The sequence below is a fragment of the Nocardioides luti genome, assembly GCF_014212315.1.
Taxonomy (GTDB): domain Bacteria; phylum Actinomycetota; class Actinomycetes; order Propionibacteriales; family Nocardioidaceae; genus Nocardioides; species Nocardioides luti.
Genome location: NZ_JACKXE010000001.1, coordinates 3,051,534 through 3,070,109 on the forward strand (window position 1 = coordinate 3,051,534; position 18,576 = coordinate 3,070,109).

The window sequence follows — 18,576 nt, forward strand, 5'->3', positions numbered from 1 at the left end:
GGAAGCCGAGGCTGCCTACCCTGAAGGTCGACGGAAGAATTCCGTCGCTACCTGGGGGGGTAAACATGGAGTCGAGCCTGTCCGAAGAGCGGCCGTGGGGATCCTGGCACGTCCTCGACGAGGGACCTGGGTTCAAGGTCAAGCGCATCGAGGTGAAGCCGCACTCGCGGCTCTCCTACCAGACACACCGCCACCGCTCGGAGCACTGGGTGGTCGTCGCAGGCAAGGCCACGTGCGTCGTCGAGGGGATCCAGTCGATCGCGGGCCCCGGAGACTGTGTCGAGGTCGCGCTCGGTGAGGCCCACCGGATCATGAACCACGAGGACGAGGCTCTCGTGATCGTCGAGATCCAGCGTGGTGAGTACACCGGTGAGGACGACATCTGCCGACTCGACGACGACTACGGTCGCTGCAGCGCCGCGACGTAGGAGGCAAGGCTCTCCCGTGCGTCCGCCGGCTCATAGCCCGTGGCGCGGAGCCGCGTGAGGTCCAGTGCGCTGTGCGTCGGGCGGGGGGCCAGCTCCTTGCCGACGGCGTACTCCGCCGCGGTGATGGGCGTGACGTCCGACGGGTCGCGACCGGACAGCTCGAAGACGACCCGGGCGACGTCGGCCCACGAGGTGACGTCGCCGCCGTTCGACACGTGGTAGGTGCCGTACGCCGCGGCTGAGGTCAGCAGGTGCCGCGTCGCGCGCGCCAGCTCCTCGGTGAAGGTGAGGCGACCGAGCTGGTCGGACACGACCGACGGGCTGATGCCGCGGGCCGCGAGGTCGGCCATCGTGCGGACGAAGTTCTTCCCGTCGCCGACGACCCAGGACGTGCGAAGCAGGTAGTGCCGGGGAGCCGTGGTCGTGGCCAGGTCGCCGGCCGCCTTGCTCTGGCCGTAGGACCCGAGCGGCGACAGCGGCTCGTCCTCGGCGTGCTCCTCGACGGTGCCGTCGAAGACGTAGTCGGTCGAGTAGTGCACGAGGGTGACCCGGTGCTCACGGGCCAACCGGGCCAGCACCGTCGGGCCGACGGCGTTCGCGGCCCACGCGTCGCGGCGACCCTCTGCCGACTCCGCGAGGTCGACGGCGGTGTAGGCGGCGGCGTTGAGGACCACGTCGTACTCGTGCCACGGCCACGCCTGCAGGGCCTCGGTGTCGGTCAGGTCCAGCTCGGCGCGGGTCACGGCGTGCGCCTGCGGGAAGGCCTCGGCGAGGGCGCGGCCGAGCTGTCCGCCTGCTCCGGTGATGAGGGTGCGCCGACGCGGCATCGGGGTGACGTCGCCGAGCCGAGGGTTCGCGAGGTCCTTCTCGGAGAGGTCTGCCTGGTCCAAGGGGATCGGCCACGCGAGCGCCACGGTCTCGTCGGCCAGGTGGAGAGCGGGATAGGACTCGCCGGCGCGCCAGTGCTCGTTGACGAGGTAGCTGTAGACGGTCCCGTCCTCGAGCGCCTGGTAGGAGTTGCCGACACCGCGCGGAACGAACACGGCGACGCTCGGGTCGATCTCGATGCTGAAGGTCGCGCCGAACGTGTCGCCCTCCCGCATGTCGACCCAGGCGGCGAACACCCGGCCGGAGCTGACGCTCACGAACTTGTCCCACGGCTCGGTGTGGATGCCGCGGGTCGCGCCGCGGCGGGCGTTGAAGGAGACGTTGTTCTGAACGGGCTGGAAGTCGGGGAGTCCGAGCACGAGCATCTTCTCGCGCTGCCAGTTCTCCTTGAACCAGCCGCGGTTGTCCTCGTGGACGGGCAGCCGGACGACCAGGAGGTCGGGGATGGTGGTCGCCTCGACGCTCAGCGCCACGTCACTGGCCCTTCGCGGCGTAGGTGGCCTCGGTGGCCGCCTTGACGCCGGCCCACCAGTCCTCATGAGCGAGGTACCACTCGATGGTGGCCGCGAGGCCGGCGTCGAAGTCCTCGTAGCGCGGCTGCCAGCCGAGCTCTGAACGGAGCTTGCCGGACTCGATGGCATAGCGACGGTCGTGGCCCGCGCGGTCGCGGACGAACTCGATGTCGTCCTCGTTGCGGCCGAAGTGACGCAGGATCGCGCGGACGACCTCGAGGTTGCTTCGCTCGCCGTCGGCGCCGACGAGGTAGGTCTCGCCGATCGTCCCGCGCTGCAGGATGGCGAGCACCGCCGACGAGTGGTCCTCGGTGTGGATCCAGTCGCGCACGTTCATGCCGTCGCCGTAGACCTTGGGCCGATCGCCGCGCGCCACGTTGGTGATCTGGCGCGGGATGAACTTCTCGACGTGCTGCCAGGGCCCGTAGTTGTTGGAGCAGTTGGAGATGGTCGCCTGGACCCCGAAGGAGCGCACCCACGCGCGGACCAGGTGGTCGGACCCGGCCTTCGAGGCGGAGTAGGGGCTGCTCGGGTTGTAGGGGGTGTCCTCGGTGAAGCGCTTCGGGTCGTCGAGGTCGAGGTCGCCGTAGACCTCGTCCGTGGAGACGTGGTGGAAGCGCACCCCACTCTTGCGGACGGCCTCGAGCAGGGCGAAGGTGCCCAGCAGGTTGGTCCGGATGAAGGGGGACGGGTCGTCCAGCGAGTTGTCGTTGTGTGACTCGGCCGCGAAGTGCACGACCGCGTCGTGCTCGGCCACCAAGCGGTCCACGAGCGTATCGTCGGCGACGTCCCCGACCACGAGGGAGACCCGGTCCGACGGGAGGCCCTCGAGGGACGCCTCGGAGGCGGCGTACGTCAGCTTGTCGAGGACCGTGACGTTCGCCTCGGTGTGGGCCAGCGCGTGGTGCACGAAGTTGGAGCCGATGAAGCCGGCGCCACCGGTGACGAGAAGACGATCCATGCCCGGAATCCTAGGTGCAAGCGACCTCGCCGCGTTGCGGGACGGTAACGGCGAGCGAACAGGACCGACCAGAGACGTGGATCCCTAGGATGGCGCCATGCGGGGAATCATTCTGGCCGGCGGGACGGGCTCACGCCTGCACCCGATCACGCGCGGCATCAGCAAGCAGCTGGTGCCGATCTACGACAAGCCGATGATCTACTACCCCCTCTCCACGCTGATGCTGGCCGGGATCCGGGACATCCTCGTGATCACGACCCCGCACGAGGCCGAGCAGTTCCAGCGGCTGCTCGGTGACGGCTCGTCCTTCGGCCTTTCGATCTCCTACGCGGTGCAGCCGAGCCCGGACGGGTTGGCCCAGGCCTTCGTCATCGGGGAGGAGCACATCGGCTCGGACCCGGTCGGGCTCGTCCTCGGGGACAACATCTTCTACGGCGCCGGCCTCGGCGAGCAGCTCGGCCGCTTCCACGACATCGACGGGGCGGCCGTGTTCGGCTACCGCGTGGCCGACCCCACGGCGTACGGCGTCGTCGAGTTCGACGACGACTTCAGGGCGCTTTCGCTGGAGGAGAAGCCGAGTGAGCCACGGAGCAGCTACGCCGTCCCGGGGCTCTACTTCTACGGCAACGACGTCGTCGGGCGAGCCAAGACGCTGGAGCCGTCGGCACGCGGAGAGCTCGAGATCACCGACCTCAACAGGACCTACCTCGACGAGGGGCGGCTGCGCGTCGAGGTGCTGCCGCGCGGCTCGGCCTGGCTGGACACCGGGACCTTCGACGACATGAACGACGCCAGCAACTTCGTGCGCACGATCGAGAGCCGGCAGGGCACCAAGATCGGGGCGCCCGAGGAGGTCGCCTGGCGCAAGGGTTTCATCACCGACGACGAGCTGCGGAGCCAGGCGCAGACCTTGGTCAAGAGCGGCTACGGGACCTACCTGCTGGGTCTGCTGGACGACTGAGGCGGCTCAGCGGTCGAGGTCGGCGTCCACCATCCGCCCGACCAGCTCGTCGAAGCCGACGGTGGGCGCCCACCCCAGAAGCTCGCGGGCTCGCGTCGCGTCCCCGGTCAGGTCGGTCGGGTCCACGGGGCGCACGAACTCCGGGTCGGTCGTGACGAGGCTTCCCCAGTCCGTGATGCCCACTCGCCGGAAGGCCGCGTCCACGAACTCGCGCACGGAGTGACCCACTCCGGTCGCCACGACGTAGTCGTGGGCATGCTCGGCCCGAGCCGCGCGGACCAGGGCATCGACGTAGTCGGGCGCCCAACCCCAGTCGCGCCGGGCGTCGAGGTTGCCCAGGGTCAGGCTCGCGGCTCGTCCTTGCACGATCGCCGCCACCGTGGACGTGATCTTCCGGGTGACGAAGCCCGCGGGCCGGCGCGGGGACTCGTGGTTGTAGAGAATGGCTCCAACAGCGTGCAGATCGCGGTGGCGGTAGACGTCGACCATCAGGTGCGCGTAGGCCTTGGCGGCGCCGTACGGGTTGACCGGGCGGATCGGGGTGGACTCGTCCTGCGGCGAGCTGGCCGGCTCGCCGAAGATCTCGGCGCTGGACGCCTGCACGAAGCGGACCGACTTGCCGGTCTTCTCCTGCAACTGGAGGGCCGACTCCAGCAGCGCGACCGCGGCAGCGCCGTTCACCTGGGCGGTGAGCTCGGGCTCCGACCACGACCGGGCGACCGAGCTGACGGCCGCGAGGTTGTAGATCTCGTCGGGGGCGACGTCGAGGAGCAGCGCCCGGACCTCGTGCACGTGCGTGAGGTCCCCACGGTGGAGCACGACACCTGGGGCTCGGGGGAGCGGCTCGGCCGCGTGCGCGAGCGCGTGCACCTCGACGCCTTCGTCGAGCAGCCGCTCGGCGAGGTAGCTGCCGTCCTGCCCACCGATCCCGGTGACGAAGGCCCGGGTCGCCGCGGTCACCGGATCACCAACCGTTCTGGGTCGCCTCGAGGTCGGCCTCGACCATCAGGGCGACGAGCTCGGGGAAGGAGACGCGCGGCTTCCAGCCGAGCACCTCGCGCGCCTTGCTGGCGTCGCCGATCAACCGGTCCACCTCGGCCGGGCGCATGAAGCGTTCGTCCTGGCGCACGTAGCGCGACCAGTCCTCGATCCCGACGTGGTGGAAGGCGGCGTCGAGGAAGTGCCGGATCGAGTGGGTCTCTCCGGTCGCGATCACGTAGTCGTCACCGTGCGGCTGCTGCAACATCAGCCACATGGCCTCGACGTAGTCGCCGGCGAAGCCCCAGTCGCGCTCCGCGTCGAGGTTGCCGAGCACGAGCTCGTCCTGCAGGCCGAGCTTGATGCGGGCGACCGCCTGGCTGATCTTGCGGGTCACGAACTCGGGCCCGCGGCGAGGTGACTCGTGGTTGAACAGGATCCCGGACGACGCGTGCATCCCGTAGGACTCGCGGTAGTTGATCGTCATGTGGTGCCCGAAGACCTTGCTCACGCCGTACGGCGACCGCGGCCACAGCAGGGTCCGCTCGTGCTGCGGCGACTCCTGCACCTTGCCGAACATCTCCGAGCTCGACGCCTGGTAGAAGCGCACGTGCTCGGGGCGGTCGCCGGTGTGCAGCCGGATCGCCTCCAGCAGGTTCAGCACGCCCTTGCCGGTGACATCGGTCGTCAGGGGAGCGTTCTCCCAGGAGTAGGCCACGAACGAAACCGCGCCCAGGTTGTAGACCTCGTCGGGACCCGAGTCCCGGAGGGCTCGGATCAAGCTCGACATGTCGGTGAGGTCGCCGTGGTGGAGGCGGACGTCGGGCAGCAGGTCCTCGACCAGCTCGCGCTTCGGGTTGTTCTGGCCGCGGATCACGCCATGGACGTCGTACCCCTTGGCGAGCAGCAGCTCGGCGAGGTAGAGACCGTCCTGGCCGGTGATCCCGGTGATGAGCGCGGTGGGCATGGACGGATTGTGCCCGACGGCTCGGTCAGTAGGCGCCGCGAGAGCTGAAGACGGCGCCGAAGGTCTTGCCGAGGATCGAGAGGTCCTGCAGCATCGACCAGTTGTCGACGTAGTAGAGATCGAGGCGGATCGCCTCGGCCCACGACAGGTCCGAGCGCCCTGAGACCTGCCACAGGCCGGTCATGCCGGGCCGCACGCGGAGCCGGCGTTGGGCATCGAGGTCGTAGGTCGCCACCTCGCGGGGCAGCGGGGGGCGGGGGCCGACCAGGCTCATGTCGCCGCGGAAGACGTTGAACAGCTGCGGCAGCTCGTCGACGGAGAAGCGCCGCAGCCAGGTGCCCGGCCGGGTGATGCGCGGGTCGTCCTTCATCTTGAAGAGGCCCTCGCCGTCGTACCCCTGCTCTGCATGCAGCTTCGCCAGCACCTCCTCGGCGTTGGTCACCATCGTGCGGAACTTGAGGCAGAAGAACTCCTCGCCGTCGCGGCCGACACGGACCTGGCGGAAGAGCAGCGGGCCGCCGTCGAAGCGCTTGATCTGGATCATGGCGACGAGGTAGAGCGGCACGAAGGCGACGATCAGGCAGGCCGAGCCGACGAGGTCGAAGAGGCGCTTGCCCCAGCGGGAAGCGTCGATCGCCGTCGGCGGGTCGATGTGCATGAGGGGGAGGCCGCCCACGGGGCGAACCCGGATCCGGTCGCTCGAGATGTCGGTGACGCTCGGGGCCACGATCACCTGGACGTCGTGCGCCTCGAGGTCCCAGACCACCTTGCGCATCTGGCCCGCCGAGCCGAGCGCGCCACCGGCGAAGAAGATCACGTCCGCGCCCGAGTCGTGGACGATGTCGCCCGCCTCGTCGGCGTTGCCGAGCACAGGAATGCCGGACTTGGTCTCCTCGCTGAGGTCCCAGGCCGGCGTGAGGGCGCCGATGACGTGGTAGCCCAGCCACGGCTCGCGACGCAGCACGCTGGCGACCTCGTCGACGTGGGATCGGGAGCCGGCGATGAGCACGCGCTGGAGCAGCGCGCCGCGTCGGCGGGCGCTGTGGATGGCCCGGCGCAGGAGCAGGCGACCGAGCACGAGGGCGGGGACGCCGAGAACGAAGGCGAGCAGGAAGAAGCCACGGGACAGGGGGAACTTCGCGAGGTAGCAGCCGACCCCGGTGAGGCCCGCGGCGATCATGCTGGCCTGGACGACCCGCTTGTACTCGTCGGTCCCCGCGCCGAAGACGTTGTCGCGGTAGCCGCCCAGCGCGGCGATCGCGAGCAGCCAGCCGAGCATCATCAGTGGCCCGGCTATTCCGAGCGTGTCAGCCACGCGGACCGAAGATTCAAAGACGCCGAGCCGCTGACGGCCGAGGGATGCGAGGGAGCCCACACCGATGATCAGGCCCAAGTCGATGATCAGCGCGCTGAGCGGCAGGTAGGACAGCGCGCGACTCGCTCGTGCGGTCACCCGACCATCCTTCTGCGTTGCCACGAGCGTCATCGTCGATCCCCCACGGAGCGGTGTTCGTCGTCCCAGGGCCCCCCGGCCCTGTCTGCCGACCGTCGAGCTGTTCCCAGCCTGACGGCGCCAGCAGCCTAATCCGCTTCGGAGGTGTTAACGCCAGATCTCGGAGACTCGTTACGCCCGGGGGCGAGAACCACCCCTCGGGGTGCGGTCGCCCGCGCTCATTGTCCCGGCTGCAGTCTCCACCGGGACAAACCGCGACTGCTCAGGCGACGCCGGACTCCGGGAGCGTGCGGGTCAGCGCGGCCTCGTAGGCCTCCCACACGCCGTGCGCCTCGGGGTGCAGGCCCTGGGCGTCGCACCAGTCCTCGAACCCGGTGGTCAGGTGCATGGCGAGGAAGGGGGTGGGGATGACCCCGGGCGGCCGCACGGACGAGCTGCCGTCGCGGCGTGGAGCAGGAGCAGGGCTCCGATGCAGGCGCAACATCCTGAATGCCATGGCGCTCCCTCCAGAGCCCGACCCGGTTCGACGAGGTCCTCGTACCCCACTGTGAAGTCGTTCACACCTCGGGTGTGGGACGTCGTCGTCGGAGCGGCTCCGGGCGCGGCGCAGCCGCCCACGTCGTACGGCGGGTGGCGCGGCCGAACCTCTAGGGTGGTCGGCATGAAGGTTCTCGTCACCGGCGGCGCCGGCTACCTCGGCTCGGTCACCTCGAAGGCTCTCGAGGAGGCCGGGCACACGCCGGTCGTCCTCGACTCGCTGGACGTCGGCCCGAGGGTCTTCGTGAAGGACCGGATCTTCTACTCAGGTGACATCGCGGACCGGGCACTGCTGCGCCGGATCGTCGAGGAGCACCCCGACCTGGACGCGACGATCCACATGGCCGCGCGGATCGTGGTGCCGGAGTCCGTCGAGGAGCCGTACCTCTACTACGCCAACAACGTCGCGAAGTCGCTGGAGATGTTCGACGAGCTCGAGAAGCTCGGCAAGTCGCGGGTGCTCTTCTCCTCCTCGGCCTCGCTCTACGCGACCAAGGACGACTTCGAGGTCGTCGAGTCCGACCCGCTCGAGCCGACCTCGCCCTACGCCCGCACCAAGCGGATGATGGAGCAGATCCTGATCGACATGTCCGCGGCGACCGGGCTGCGCGCGATCATCCTGCGCTACTTCAACCCGATCGGCTCCGACCCGGACCTCGAGTCGGGCATCTACGCCAAGGAACCGTCGCACGTCATCGGCCAGCTCGTGATGGCCGCGCGCGGGCTCAAGGACTCCTTCACGATCACCGGCACGGAGCACCCGACGCGGGACGGCACGGGCATCCGTGACTACATCCACGTCTGGGACCTGGCGAAGGCGCACGTGCGGGCCGTCGAGAAGTTCGACGAGGTGCTCGAGGCGGTCGGCGAGCCGAGCGTGATCATCAACGTCGGTGCGGGCGACGGCGTGACCGTGCGCGAGCTCGTGGCGTCGTTCGAGCGCGTCTTCGGCTCCGAGGTGCCGGTCAGCGAGGGCCCGCCGCGGCCGGGTGACGCCGTCGGGGCGTTCGCGAACGCCGACCGCGCGGCCGAGCTGCTCGACTGGCGCACGGAGCTGTCGCTCGACGACGCCATCTTCTCGGCGCTCGCCTGGGGCGAGAAGCGCCAGGAGATCCTGGGCTACGAGTGACCCGCCGTTCGACCGCCGGGCTGCTCACCCTGGTGCTGCTGGCCGTCGGGCTCGTCGCCGAGGCCGGGTGGGCGTCGTACGGCGGTCGCTCGGAGGGGCTGGTGCCGGCGCACGTGACGCTCGTGGCCGGTCCGGCTGGTCCCGCCGGCGGAGCCGGTGACGTCGGTGCCACCGGTGCCCGGGTGGACGCGCCGCTGGCCGGCCGGACGATCGTGGTGGATCCCGGTCACCAGCTGGGCAACCACCGCTACCCGCGCAAGATCAACCGCTTGGTGCCGGCCGGTGGCTTCCGCAAGCCGTGCAACACGACCGGGACGGCCACGAACGGCGGCTTCCCGGAGGCGACCTTCGCCTGGCGGGTCTCGCGCCTGCTGAAGGCCCGGCTCGTCGAGCTCGGGGCGCGCGTCGTGATGACCCGGCACAGCCACCGCCAGGATCGCTGGGGGCCGTGCGTGGACGTCCGCGGCCGCGCCGGCAACGCCGCTCCTGCCGACCTCAAGATCAGCATCCACGCCGACGGCTCGTACACCGCCGGTGCCCGCGGCTTCCACGTCATCGCCCCGACCGACCGGCGGCCGTGGACGCACGACATCTACCGCGCCTCGAAGCGGCTCGCGGTCCGCTCGCGCGCGGCACTGCGGGCGGCGGGTCTGCCGGTTGCCAACTACGTCGCCGGTGGCGACGGCCTCGACTTCCGCTCGGACCTCGGCACGCTGAACCTCTCCGACGTCCCGACCGTCATGGTCGAGCTGGGCAACATGCGCAACGCCCGCGATGCCCAGCGGATGACGTCCGCCCGCGGGCGGACGACCTACGCCGAGGCCCTCGCCGACGGTGTGGTGCGGTTCCTGCCGTAGATCCGGCGGTGGCCGAGGAGATCGCGCAGCGACCGTCTCGAAACCACCCGACCGCCGAGTCCCCGAGGACTCGACGGTCTCAGGACCGACCGCCGCCCCCCAGGCGTCCGTTCGCCGGTCCTGGCCCGGTGAAGTGGGAGGAGACTGGCTGCCAGGACCAACGTGACCGATGCGTGATCGTCACGAGCAGAAAGCGGCGGTCTGGACCTCGGGAGGGTGCGGGCCGGCGATGTGGGTCAGGCGTCGATCGCCGTGCGCTCGGACGGCGACCCGACGCCGACCTCGATCTTGCGCGGCTTGGCCCGCTCGGCGACGGGGACGACCAGGCGCAGCACGCCCCCGTCGTACGCCGCCTCGATGCGGTCGAGGTCGAGGTTGTCGCCGAGCACGAGCTGGCGGCTGAACACGCCGCGCGGCCGCTCGGAGGCGAGCATCTCCCAGTCGCCGTTGCGGGCGACGCGCTCGGCGCGGACCGTCAGCACGTTGCGCTCGACGTCGAGGTCGATGCTCTCCCGGGCCACGCCCGGCAGGTCGAACTCGATCACGAAGCGGTCACCCTCGCGCCAGGCATCCATCGGCATCACCGCGGGGCGGTTCGTGGTGCCGAGCATCTGCTGGGTGAGTCGGTCGAGGTCACGGAACGGGTCGGTGTTTCGCAGCAACATCACAAGTCCTCCTTCAGGGTCGATGTCCACGGATCTATATCCGCTGGCACACATTTGATATACCGTCGACGTCATGACGTCAAGAGGGGTCTTCGCGATCTCCGTCGCGGCCGACCTGGTGTCGATGGAGATCCAGAACCTGCGGGTCTACGAGCGGCGCGGCCTGCTCGAGCCGGCGCGTACGCCGGGGGGCACCCGCCTCTACAGCGAGGACGACCTGGAGCGGCTGCGTCGGATCGGCGAGCTGCTGGCGGACGGGCTCAACCTCGCAGGGATCCACCGCGTGCTGGTGCTCGAGGACGAGGTTCGCCGGCTGGGTGGGCGGGTCCCGGACTGAGCGGACGTGGCGCTGGTCGAGGCCGTCAGTGGTCCGGCCTGTGCCCGCCTGGACGTAGCTCCGTTGTAGGGGATTTATTGGATATGTGGTCGCCGTGGGTGCCGGGGCTACTACCCCTTGCGGCTGCTTTCACACTCTCCGTTGGTGCCACTCTCCCGCCGTGGTCACCGTTCGAACATTTGTCCTGATATTTTACTTTCGGAGTGTGGATCAGGCTCATTCTGGCCCTTGGATTGTCGGTGGTCCCTGATTGACTTTCCCCGTGACCAGCTCCCAGACCACGGCTCCCCAGCACGCGATCGCGCGTGCCGTCGCAGCCATGGACGAGCAGGTCGACAACGTTCTCGATGCACCGGTGTGGTCGATGTCGGATGACGAGGCCGCCGCCGCACTCGTCGGGCTCACCCGGCTCATCTCGCGCATCACCGAGCTCGAGGCCCGCGTCGCCGTCCACGCATCTTCTGTCGAGGTCGGCTCGTCCGTCGGGGCCACGTCGATGCAGGCGTGGTGGGCGACCCAGACCTCCCAGACCCACCGGAGCACTGCGGCGAAGATCCACCTCGCCGAGGCCCTCGGCCGCTGGCACCTCGTTCGCCAGGCGGTTTCGTCCGGGGCGCTTTTGACCGAGCAGGCCCAGGTCATCGTGCGGGCGCTGGACGACCTTCCTGAGGATGTCGACCCCGAGACCCGGGTGCTGGCGGAGAAGCATTTGGTCGACCTCGCCGCCGACCACGACGCGATCGACCTGCGCCGCCTCGGCCGAGGTCTCCTCGACGTCATCGACCCCGCTGCCGGCGAGGACGAGGAGCGCCGCCGGTTGGAAGAGGAGGAGCGCAGGGCCCGGCAGAAGATGCGCCTCACGATGAGCGAGGACGGGCACGGGTCCTGCCACGGTAGGTTCACCATCCCCGCCGCCCAAGGCGCCATGCTCAAGAAGATCCTCCAAGGGATCGCGGCCCCGAAGCATCAGACCGCCGTCCACGGACCCGGAGTCGAGCGCAAGCCCAGCCCCGAGCGCATGGGTGCGGCGTTGTGCGAGCTCATCGAGCGCTACCCGGCCGACCGGCTCCCCAACGCGGGTGGCGTGAACGCGACGGTGGTCATCACGATGCCCCTGGAGATCCTGCTCGGAGCCGAGAAGGCCGCCACGTTGGACACCGGCGACAAGATCACCGCGAGCCAGGCCCGACGGCTCGCCTGCGAGGCGGGGATCATCCCTGCGGTCCTCGGCGGGAAGTCCGAGGTCCTCGACCTCGGCCGGACTCGCCGCTACTTCTCCAAGGCCCAACACCTCGCCCTCGGCATCGAACAAGGCGGCTGCACCGCCGATGGCTGCGACTGGCCACCCAGCATGTGCCACGCCCACCACGACCCGTTCTGGAGTCACGGCGGCAACACCGACCTCAAAGACGGCAGACTCCTCTGCCCCCGACATCACGCGAGAGCCCACGACCCGGCCTACGAGATGGCCAAGCTGCCCGGCGGGAAGGTCGCCTTCACCCGGCGGACGTAGGTCGATCCACCTGCCGACGAGCGAGAGCGATCTAGTCCGGATTGACCATGTCCCTGAGTTCAGCCTGCGCGCATGCTGGACGGCATCATCCGCCCTCGGTCGGGGAAGATCATGGAGCGATCTCGTCGCACGGTCCTGGGGGTGGTCGCTGCACTGGTGGCCGCCACGCTGTCCGTCACACCACCCGGTCCGGCGCAGGCAGCCGGCCGTCCGGACCTCGTCGTGCGAGCGCTCAGCGCGAGCCCCGGGTCAGTCCTCGCGGGTCACGCCGTGACCGTCCACGACACGACGAAGAACGTCGGCGCCGCAGCGGCGGGGTCCAGCGCCACGGCGTACTTCCTGTCCGCCGACAAGCGGAAGTCGTCCGGGGACCGACTGCTCGGTTCTCGCAAGCCGGGTCGCTTGTCCGCGGGTGTGCGCGACGCCGGCTCGAGGAAGCTCATCGTTCCGGCCGCGACCGCTGCGCGTGCGTACTGGTTGATCGCCTGTGCCGACGCCCAGAAGCAGGTCACGGAGTCGAAGGAGCAGAACAACTGTCGGACGTCCTCCGCGAAGCTGACCGTCCGGTCGGTCGGCATCTTCCCCCAGACGCCGGACCCCGCCCCACCGGTGACGACCACGGACGACACCGGGTCGTCGTCGGTGGTCAGCGGGACCTACAACCCGGCCACCGGGCTCGACCTGTACGGCTACGACGCGAGCTTCGCCACGACCTACCACCTGCACCTGCCGGGCGACCTCGGCGCCGAGAACGCGGGGGCGGCGCTCCAGGGCGGCGAGGACGTCACGATGACGGTGCTCTCGTCGGTCGCGGGACTACCCGCAGGGTCCTCGATGCTCGCCGGCGTGCGGTTGGAGCCGGAGGGCCTGCAGCTGGTGAACCCCGGGACCCTGACCATCACGGGACCGGCCCTGACCTCGGCGAACCTCGCGAGCCAGACCGGTGCGGTGTGGAACTCCGGCGGGACCGACCTGTCGATGTCGCCGATCCTGCCGCCCAGCCAGGGCGGGAGCCCGAATGCCGGAACCGTGGTGCTGTCCGTCTCGCACTTCTCGTCCCCGAGCGTGCTGGAGGCGAGCGACGCCGCGCGTCAGTACCTCCGCGACCATCCCCCTGCGCGCGTCCTCGAACAGCTGCAAGCGAAGGCGGCCGACCTCCTGCGCACCGAGCGGCTGAGCCAGATGGCGGGGCACAGCGCCGACCCGGTCGTCGTGCAGGACGTCCAGGCGTTGTACGACGACTACTTCGACCACCAGGTCGTCCCGGAGCTCAACGCGGCGCTGACCGACGACACGATGGCCAACACCGCACTGCAGGACGCCCTGCGTTGGGAGAGATCGACCATGCTCCGGGGCGGGGACCCGGGCGCGCGGGGTGACCTGATCACCGCCATGCTGCCGAAGATCATGGAGAACGCCATCAGCAAGGCGTGGGCCCGGTGCGCCGTCGACCACCACCTCAGCGACATCATGACCCTGCTCGGCATCGCCCGGTTGGCTGCCGTACTGGGTGACGGGCCGGACGCCGGCGAGGCCTACAACAAGGCCCTGGCCTGCGGGCACTTCACGGCCACGGTCGCCCTGGACGTCCACCACAGCTACCACTACCCGGCGCACCAGGTCGGCACCTTCTCGGAGGACGTGGAGGGCCACTGGGCGACCAAGCAGACGGCGCTCGACATCGGGGTCGTCACGAGCTCGGCCACCGCACCCCTGAGCTACGACTCCGCCGGGGAGTCGTACTCCAACGTGTGGAAGGACTACGAGGGACCGCCCGACTGCCCGGTCTACGTGAAGCAGACCGACATGACCTCCACGGTCGACGGCACGGTGCGTGGCCTCCTGTTCGTCGACATCAACGCCTACGAGGTGCCGCCCGGTGCCCAGCGACCTCTCGTGCAGCCGGGGAGCCTGAGACTGACGTTCGCCGATGCGGTGGAGAACTACCACTGGTACTACACCCAGTGCGGCAGCGGATCGGGCGACTCGACGTTCCCGGGCCTCCAGGGCTACGCCCAGGCGGCGTTCACCCACGGCGGGAGCGTCTACGGCGACGCGGCCGTCAAGATCCCGATCGAACCGGCTGCCCAGAGCGGCGCGACGCTGTACGACGACGTGTTCCAGCGGACCTGGGACAACCAGGCCTTCCTGCACGAGGTCGACACGGCCGCGGTGACGCTGAGCGTCGTGCACACCCCGCAGCCGGCCTCCTGAGCCGCTCGGGCGCTCAGTCCTCGGGCGGGACGTCTCCCTCGCGCTGTGCGTCGTCGGTGTGGTCGCCCACGTCGACGTGCCAGTTGAAGTGCTTGCCGATGTTGTCCGGCTTGATCTCGGCCAGGCAGGTGGTGCAGGTGACCGTGGCGTTCGGGTCGGCGAACTCGCCGCCGGCCTGGTGCTCGCCCTGCCCCTGGGTCTGGTCGTCGGTCGTGGCCGCAGCCTCGGAGTCGCTCATGCCGCCCCACTGTGCCACCGGTCCGGGCCGCGTGGCTCGACCGAAGGGGTGGCTGTGGTGGGTGCGGCTAGGTTCTCCGGCATGCCCATCGACCCGCAGCTCCAGGACATGCTCGACTTCATCAAGGCCGCGGGCTACCCGCCCATGCACGAGGGGACGCCCGAGGCGGCGCGCCAGGGGTACCGCGCGATGAGCGTCGGGATGGTGAAGCCGGAGGACGTCGTCCCGGTCGGGTCGGTCGAGGACGTGACGGTGGGGGAGCGGCCGGGTCGGCTGTACCGGCCGGAGCAGGCGGACGGCGTACCCGTCCTCGTGTTCTTCCACGGCGGCGGCTTCGTGATCGGCGACCTCGACACGCACGACCAGGCGTGCCGGCGGATCTGCCGCGACGCGGAGGTCGTGGTGCTGTCGGTGGACTACCGGCTGGCGCCGGAGCACCCGTTCCCCGCCGGCATCGAGGACGCGCTGGCCGCCGTGCGGTGGGCGGTCGCCGAGCTCGGCGTGGACCGGGTCGCCGTGGGCGGCGACAGCGCCGGCGGCAACCTGTCGGCCGTGTGCGCGCAGGAGCTGCCGGAGCTGGTGTCGGCGCAGGTGCTGATCTACCCGGCCGTCGACCCGTTCGGCGAGCACGCGTCGCGGGTCGAGAACGCGACCGGCTACTTCCTCGAGCAGGCGACGATGGAGTGGTTCTTCGGCCACTACGCCGGCGGCCAGGACCTCGACGTCGCGGACACGCGCCTCTCGCCGCAGCTCGGCTCGGCCGAGGGCCTCGCGCCCGCGCTCGTGGTCACGGCCGAGCTGGACCCGCTGCGCGACGAGGGAGAGGCGTACGCCGCCAAGCTCGCCGCCGCCGGCGTCGAGGTCGACGTCGTGCGGTACGACGGGATGATCCACGGCTTCCTCGACATGGGCGCCTTCAGCCCCGCGGCCGCGACCGCCGTCGACGACCTGGTCGCCCGGACCCGCAAGCTGCTGCGGGACTGAGCCGACCGGAGCGCCTGGTCAGCCCGGGCCGATGAGCGCCCGCCGCAGCAGGGGCGCGAGCTGCTCGGAGAACTCCACCGTCAGGTGGGAGCCGTCGGCGGTGACCGGGGTGCGTCCGACGAAGCCGGGGCAGACGTCGGCCACGCAGAACCAGTCCCGGGTCTGGACGTAGCGCGCGCCGGCGGCGGCCGTGGCCGCGGTCTCCCCGTCGACGTGGTCGTACCAGTCGGCGTCGGGCGACGACGTGCAGTCCTGCGGCACGCCGAAGCGGTGGATGCAGGCCACGAGGTCGGCGTGCGGCGGGCTCGGGGCGAGCACGACCGTGCGGGCGATCGGCATCGAGGCCAGGGTCGCGGCCAGTCCCTGCTGTGCCACGACGAAGCCGTCGTGCGGCATGTCCGGCCGCTCGCTGTTGCGCACCTCGCCGCCACCGCTCGCCAGGACGACGAGGTCGGGGTGCTGCTGCTGGACGAGCGACTCCACCAGCGCGTGGTGCTCGGCGCAGTCCTCGAAGGGCTTGCCCTCGGGGGTGAGGTAGCTGCTGAGGGTCCAGGTGGGACAGGCGGCGAGGGTCAGCTGCTGCACCGCCCAGCCCCGGGGCTCGAGGGCCGCCCGGATGCCGGGCATCCACGCGATCGCGAACGAGTCGCCGACGACCACGGCAAGCTTCGTGGCCGCGGGTCGGGCGAACCGGCACGAAGCCACCTCGGCCTCGCTGACGTCGACGCACCCGTCGGCGGCCTCCTCGTGACTCCACTGCTCCAGGCTGAGCGCCCCGAGCGGAGGATCGAAGTCGGGGAAGTCGGGGGCGGCCAGGGCATCGATGAGTCGCTCCTGCTGCCGCTCGAGCAGCGTGACGGCGTGGCCGCCGGAGGGTGCCGCCGCGGCTCTCTCCGACGACGCCGAGGCCGGAGCCGGTGCGGAGTGCAGCGACGCAGCCATCAGCGCGGCGGCCACCACCAGGGAGACGCCGAGCCAGCCGAGCTGCAGGACTCGCGGCGAGGCGCCGCGTCGGGGTCGCCCGGCGCGACGCCGCCGCTCGGGAGCGGTCATCAGCGCCGGGGCGAACCTCAGGGGCTGCTCGACCAGGTAGAAGCAGGCCAGGGACGCCACGACCGTGAGGGCGACGGTGCTGGCGTAGTAGGCAGGTGCGCCGGGCTCGAACCACGGTCGCAGGGCCAGGTTGACCGGCAGGTGCACCAGGTAGACGGAGTAGGAGATGTCGCCCAGGTAGACCATCGGGCGGTTGTCGATGATCCGCAGGTAGCGGGTGTCGCGGTCGATGCCGCCGGCGATGATGACCGCGGTCGTCAGGGCCGGGCCCAGCCCCCAGGGCGCCGGGAACGCGAGGCCGCCCGGAGGGACGAACAGCAGCGCGATGAGCCCGACGGCCCCGCCCCAGCCCAGCCGCCGGCTGGTCCACGCGGGCATCCGGGCCAACCGTGGAGCGAGCACCGCGAGGAGGGCGCCGATCCCGAACTCCCACGAGCGGTCGAGCGTGGAGAAGTACGCCGTACGAGGTGCGGCGGCCGAGTGCCAGCACGAGTAGGCGAACATGCCGGCCGTGACCAGGCCCAGCACGACGAGCAGCACCCGCTCGGGGTCGGGGTGGGCGGTCCGCCTTCCGGCGTGACGGTGCCACGCGAGCAGGACGAGGAAGATCAGCAGCGGCCAGACGGCGTAGAACTGCTCCTCCACCGAGAGCGACCAGTAGTGCAGGAGCGGCGAGGGTCGCTGGTCGGCGAAGTAGTCGGTGCCGTTCGAGGCGAAGTGCCAGTTGACGGCCAGGAGCAGCGCCCAGACCCCGTCGCGTGCGGTGAGCGCGCCGATCGTGGAGTTGAAGAGGAGGTACCACGCCGCCACGGTCACCGCGATCACGGCCACGGCGGCGGGGATCAGGCGGCGGAACCGGGCGAGGTAGAAGACGACGAAGAAGCCGGGGCCGTAGCGGGGGAACGCCGCGATCAGGATGCCGGTGATGAGGAAGCCGGACAGCACGAAGAACATGTCGAGCATGGCGAACGCGCCCGGCGGCCACTGCGCGAGGTGACCGACCACCACGAGGATGACGCCGAGGCCGCGGATGCCCTGCAGGTCGCGGCGCAGGTGGGGGCGAGCCGGAGTGGTCGCCCGACTGCTGTCCACGGGTGCCTCCCTGGGTGCGCGGCCCGTCACTGTCACGGTAGGGCCGCCGAGCCCCCACGCGCCGGGGAATGCACGAGCGCAGTTGCGGCCGGGACGAGCGGGTCAGGCGCGCCGGACGGCTCCCTGATCGGTACGACGGCGCCACGCTCCGACGGCGGCCACGCCGAGCGCCCAGAGCGTGATGCCCGAGCCGCCGACGGCGAAGAGGGCGTCGAGCGCGTCGCTGAACGGGATGGTGAGGGCGGCGGCCGCGAAGCAGGCGCCACCGACGAGCCCGGCGACGGCCGTCACCCGGTTGCCGAGGTCGCCGGAGACGCCGCCCACGAGCGCGAGCAGGGCGATCCCGAGCGCCCACGGGGCGTCGGCGAGCGTCTCGTCGATCGTCATGAAGGCGCTGAGCGCGTTGGCGCGCCCGTCCGCGAGCGAGTCCGCGCCCAGCGGGGCGAGCACGTGCGGCACCATCGCCGCGGTCGTCACGGCCGAGACGACCACCATCACCCGGAGCAGCAGGTGGGTGACGGGAGTGGTGTCGAGGCGACGGACGAGCCGCCCGAGCGCGACGGTGAACAGGGCGAACGACGCCAGCAGGAACAGGTGCGAGGGGTACCACCGCGGCTCGAGCAGCATGTCGTGCAGCTGGTCGACCTTGCTGCCGGTGCCGCTGTCGTTCGGGTGGAGGGCGCCGCCGAGGTTGAAGGTCACGGCGGCCGCCACGAGGGCGGCGATGCTGCCGCTGCTGAGCGCCGGGCGGGGCGGGCGGGCGGTGCTGCCGAGAAGGGTGGTCGTGGAGGGTCCGGTGGAGGTCATGG

Annotated in this window: 18 protein-coding genes; 8 read left to right on the forward strand and 10 right to left on the reverse strand. The window is 70.6% G+C overall.

Annotated features, from left to right (window positions below; all coding sequences use genetic code 11):
* The first annotated feature begins 65 nt into the window (after positions 1-65).
* A complete protein-coding gene (locus tag H5V45_RS14475) occupies positions 66-428 on the forward strand; it encodes a phosphomannose isomerase type II C-terminal cupin domain (RefSeq protein WP_185253576.1) in 363 nt (120 codons plus the stop codon).
* Here H5V45_RS14475 and H5V45_RS14480 read toward each other — a convergent pair.
* Both H5V45_RS14480 and rfbB read right to left on the reverse strand, forming a co-directional pair.
* Positions 401-1,789, reverse strand: a complete 1,389-nt coding sequence (locus H5V45_RS14480; protein WP_343061568.1) for a sugar nucleotide-binding protein — start codon at positions 1,787-1,789, stop codon at positions 401-403. The genes H5V45_RS14475 and H5V45_RS14480 overlap by 28 nt on opposite strands.
* A 1-nt stretch (position 1,790) precedes the next feature.
* Positions 1,791-2,789, reverse strand: coding sequence for a dTDP-glucose 4,6-dehydratase (rfbB, locus tag H5V45_RS14485; RefSeq protein ID WP_185253578.1), 999 nt, complete (start codon positions 2,787-2,789; stop codon positions 1,791-1,793).
* 97 nt (positions 2,790-2,886) lie between these two features.
* On the opposite strand from rfbB, the gene rfbA reads away from it, so the two are divergent.
* Positions 2,887-3,750 carry a glucose-1-phosphate thymidylyltransferase RfbA gene (gene rfbA / locus H5V45_RS14490; protein ID WP_185253579.1) on the forward strand — a complete coding sequence of 288 codons (864 nt, stop codon included), beginning with the start codon at positions 2,887-2,889 and terminating at the stop codon, positions 3,748-3,750.
* Between the two features lie 6 nt (positions 3,751-3,756).
* Here rfbA and H5V45_RS14495 read toward each other — a convergent pair whose 3' ends face one another.
* The 4 genes from H5V45_RS14495 to H5V45_RS14510 form a co-directional block, all read right to left on the reverse strand.
* Complete coding sequence (locus tag H5V45_RS14495) at positions 3,757-4,710, reverse strand: GDP-mannose 4,6-dehydratase (RefSeq protein ID WP_185253580.1); 954 nt, start codon at positions 4,708-4,710, stop codon at positions 3,757-3,759.
* Between the two features lie 4 nt (positions 4,711-4,714).
* Positions 4,715-5,695 (reverse strand): GDP-mannose 4,6-dehydratase, encoded by a 981-nt coding sequence (gene gmd / locus H5V45_RS14500; protein ID WP_185253581.1) that lies wholly within the window; start codon positions 5,693-5,695, stop codon positions 4,715-4,717.
* 25 nt (positions 5,696-5,720) lie between these two features.
* On the reverse strand, positions 5,721-7,148 hold the full coding sequence (locus H5V45_RS14505) for an exopolysaccharide biosynthesis polyprenyl glycosylphosphotransferase (RefSeq protein ID WP_185253582.1): 1,428 nt from the start codon (positions 7,146-7,148) through the stop codon (positions 5,721-5,723).
* Positions 7,149-7,410: 262 nt separating this feature from the next.
* On the reverse strand, positions 7,411-7,644 hold the full coding sequence (locus H5V45_RS14510) for a hypothetical protein (RefSeq protein WP_185253583.1): 234 nt from the start codon (positions 7,642-7,644) through the stop codon (positions 7,411-7,413).
* A gap of 165 nt (positions 7,645-7,809) precedes the next feature.
* Between H5V45_RS14510 and galE the strand changes: the two genes are divergently transcribed.
* Both galE and H5V45_RS14520 read left to right on the forward strand, forming a co-directional pair.
* Entirely contained in the window at positions 7,810-8,814 is a 1,005-nt protein-coding gene (galE, locus tag H5V45_RS14515; protein WP_185253584.1) for a UDP-glucose 4-epimerase GalE, read from the forward strand.
* Complete coding sequence (locus tag H5V45_RS14520) at positions 8,811-9,671, forward strand: N-acetylmuramoyl-L-alanine amidase (protein ID WP_343061569.1); 861 nt, start codon at positions 8,811-8,813, stop codon at positions 9,669-9,671. Before galE ends, H5V45_RS14520 begins: the two co-directional genes overlap by 4 nt.
* 236 nt (positions 9,672-9,907) lie before the next feature.
* Here the strand turns inward: H5V45_RS14520 and H5V45_RS14525 are convergent, their stop codons facing one another.
* Complete coding sequence (locus tag H5V45_RS14525; protein WP_281385838.1) at positions 9,908-10,336, reverse strand: Hsp20/alpha crystallin family protein; 429 nt, start codon at positions 10,334-10,336, stop codon at positions 9,908-9,910.
* 73 nt (positions 10,337-10,409) lie between these two features.
* On the opposite strand from H5V45_RS14525, the gene H5V45_RS14530 reads away from it, so the two are divergent.
* From H5V45_RS14530 to H5V45_RS14540, 3 genes are all read left to right on the forward strand, one after another.
* A complete protein-coding gene (locus H5V45_RS14530; RefSeq protein WP_185253585.1) occupies positions 10,410-10,673 on the forward strand; it encodes a MerR family transcriptional regulator in 264 nt (87 codons plus the stop codon).
* 262 nt (positions 10,674-10,935) lie between these two features.
* A complete protein-coding gene (locus tag H5V45_RS14535) occupies positions 10,936-12,186 on the forward strand; it encodes an HNH endonuclease signature motif containing protein (protein WP_343061570.1) in 1,251 nt (416 codons plus the stop codon).
* Positions 12,187-12,297: 111 nt separating this feature from the next.
* Positions 12,298-14,400 (forward strand): CARDB domain-containing protein, encoded by a 2,103-nt coding sequence (locus tag H5V45_RS14540; protein WP_246416442.1) that lies wholly within the window; start codon positions 12,298-12,300, stop codon positions 14,398-14,400.
* Positions 14,401-14,413: 13 nt separating this feature from the next.
* Here the strand turns inward: H5V45_RS14540 and H5V45_RS14545 are convergent, their stop codons facing one another.
* Positions 14,414-14,638: a hypothetical protein gene (locus tag H5V45_RS14545; protein ID WP_185253587.1), complete on the reverse strand. Its 225-nt coding sequence runs from the start codon at positions 14,636-14,638 to the stop codon at positions 14,414-14,416.
* 81 nt (positions 14,639-14,719) lie between these two features.
* Between H5V45_RS14545 and H5V45_RS14550 the strand changes: the two genes are divergently transcribed.
* Positions 14,720-15,622: an alpha/beta hydrolase gene (locus H5V45_RS14550; protein WP_185253588.1), complete on the forward strand. Its 903-nt coding sequence runs from the start codon at positions 14,720-14,722 to the stop codon at positions 15,620-15,622.
* A gap of 18 nt (positions 15,623-15,640) precedes the next feature.
* Here the strand turns inward: H5V45_RS14550 and H5V45_RS14555 are convergent, their stop codons facing one another.
* Positions 15,641-17,767 carry an SGNH hydrolase domain-containing protein gene (locus H5V45_RS14555; protein ID WP_185253589.1) on the reverse strand — a complete coding sequence of 709 codons (2,127 nt, stop codon included), beginning with the start codon at positions 17,765-17,767 and terminating at the stop codon, positions 15,641-15,643.
* Between the two features lie 102 nt (positions 17,768-17,869).
* The gene (locus tag H5V45_RS14560; RefSeq protein WP_185253590.1) at positions 17,870-18,574 is read right to left on the reverse strand and encodes a hypothetical protein; all 705 of its coding nucleotides are present in this window, start codon (positions 18,572-18,574) and stop codon (positions 17,870-17,872) included.
* Positions 18,575-18,576: the final 2 nt, after the last annotated feature.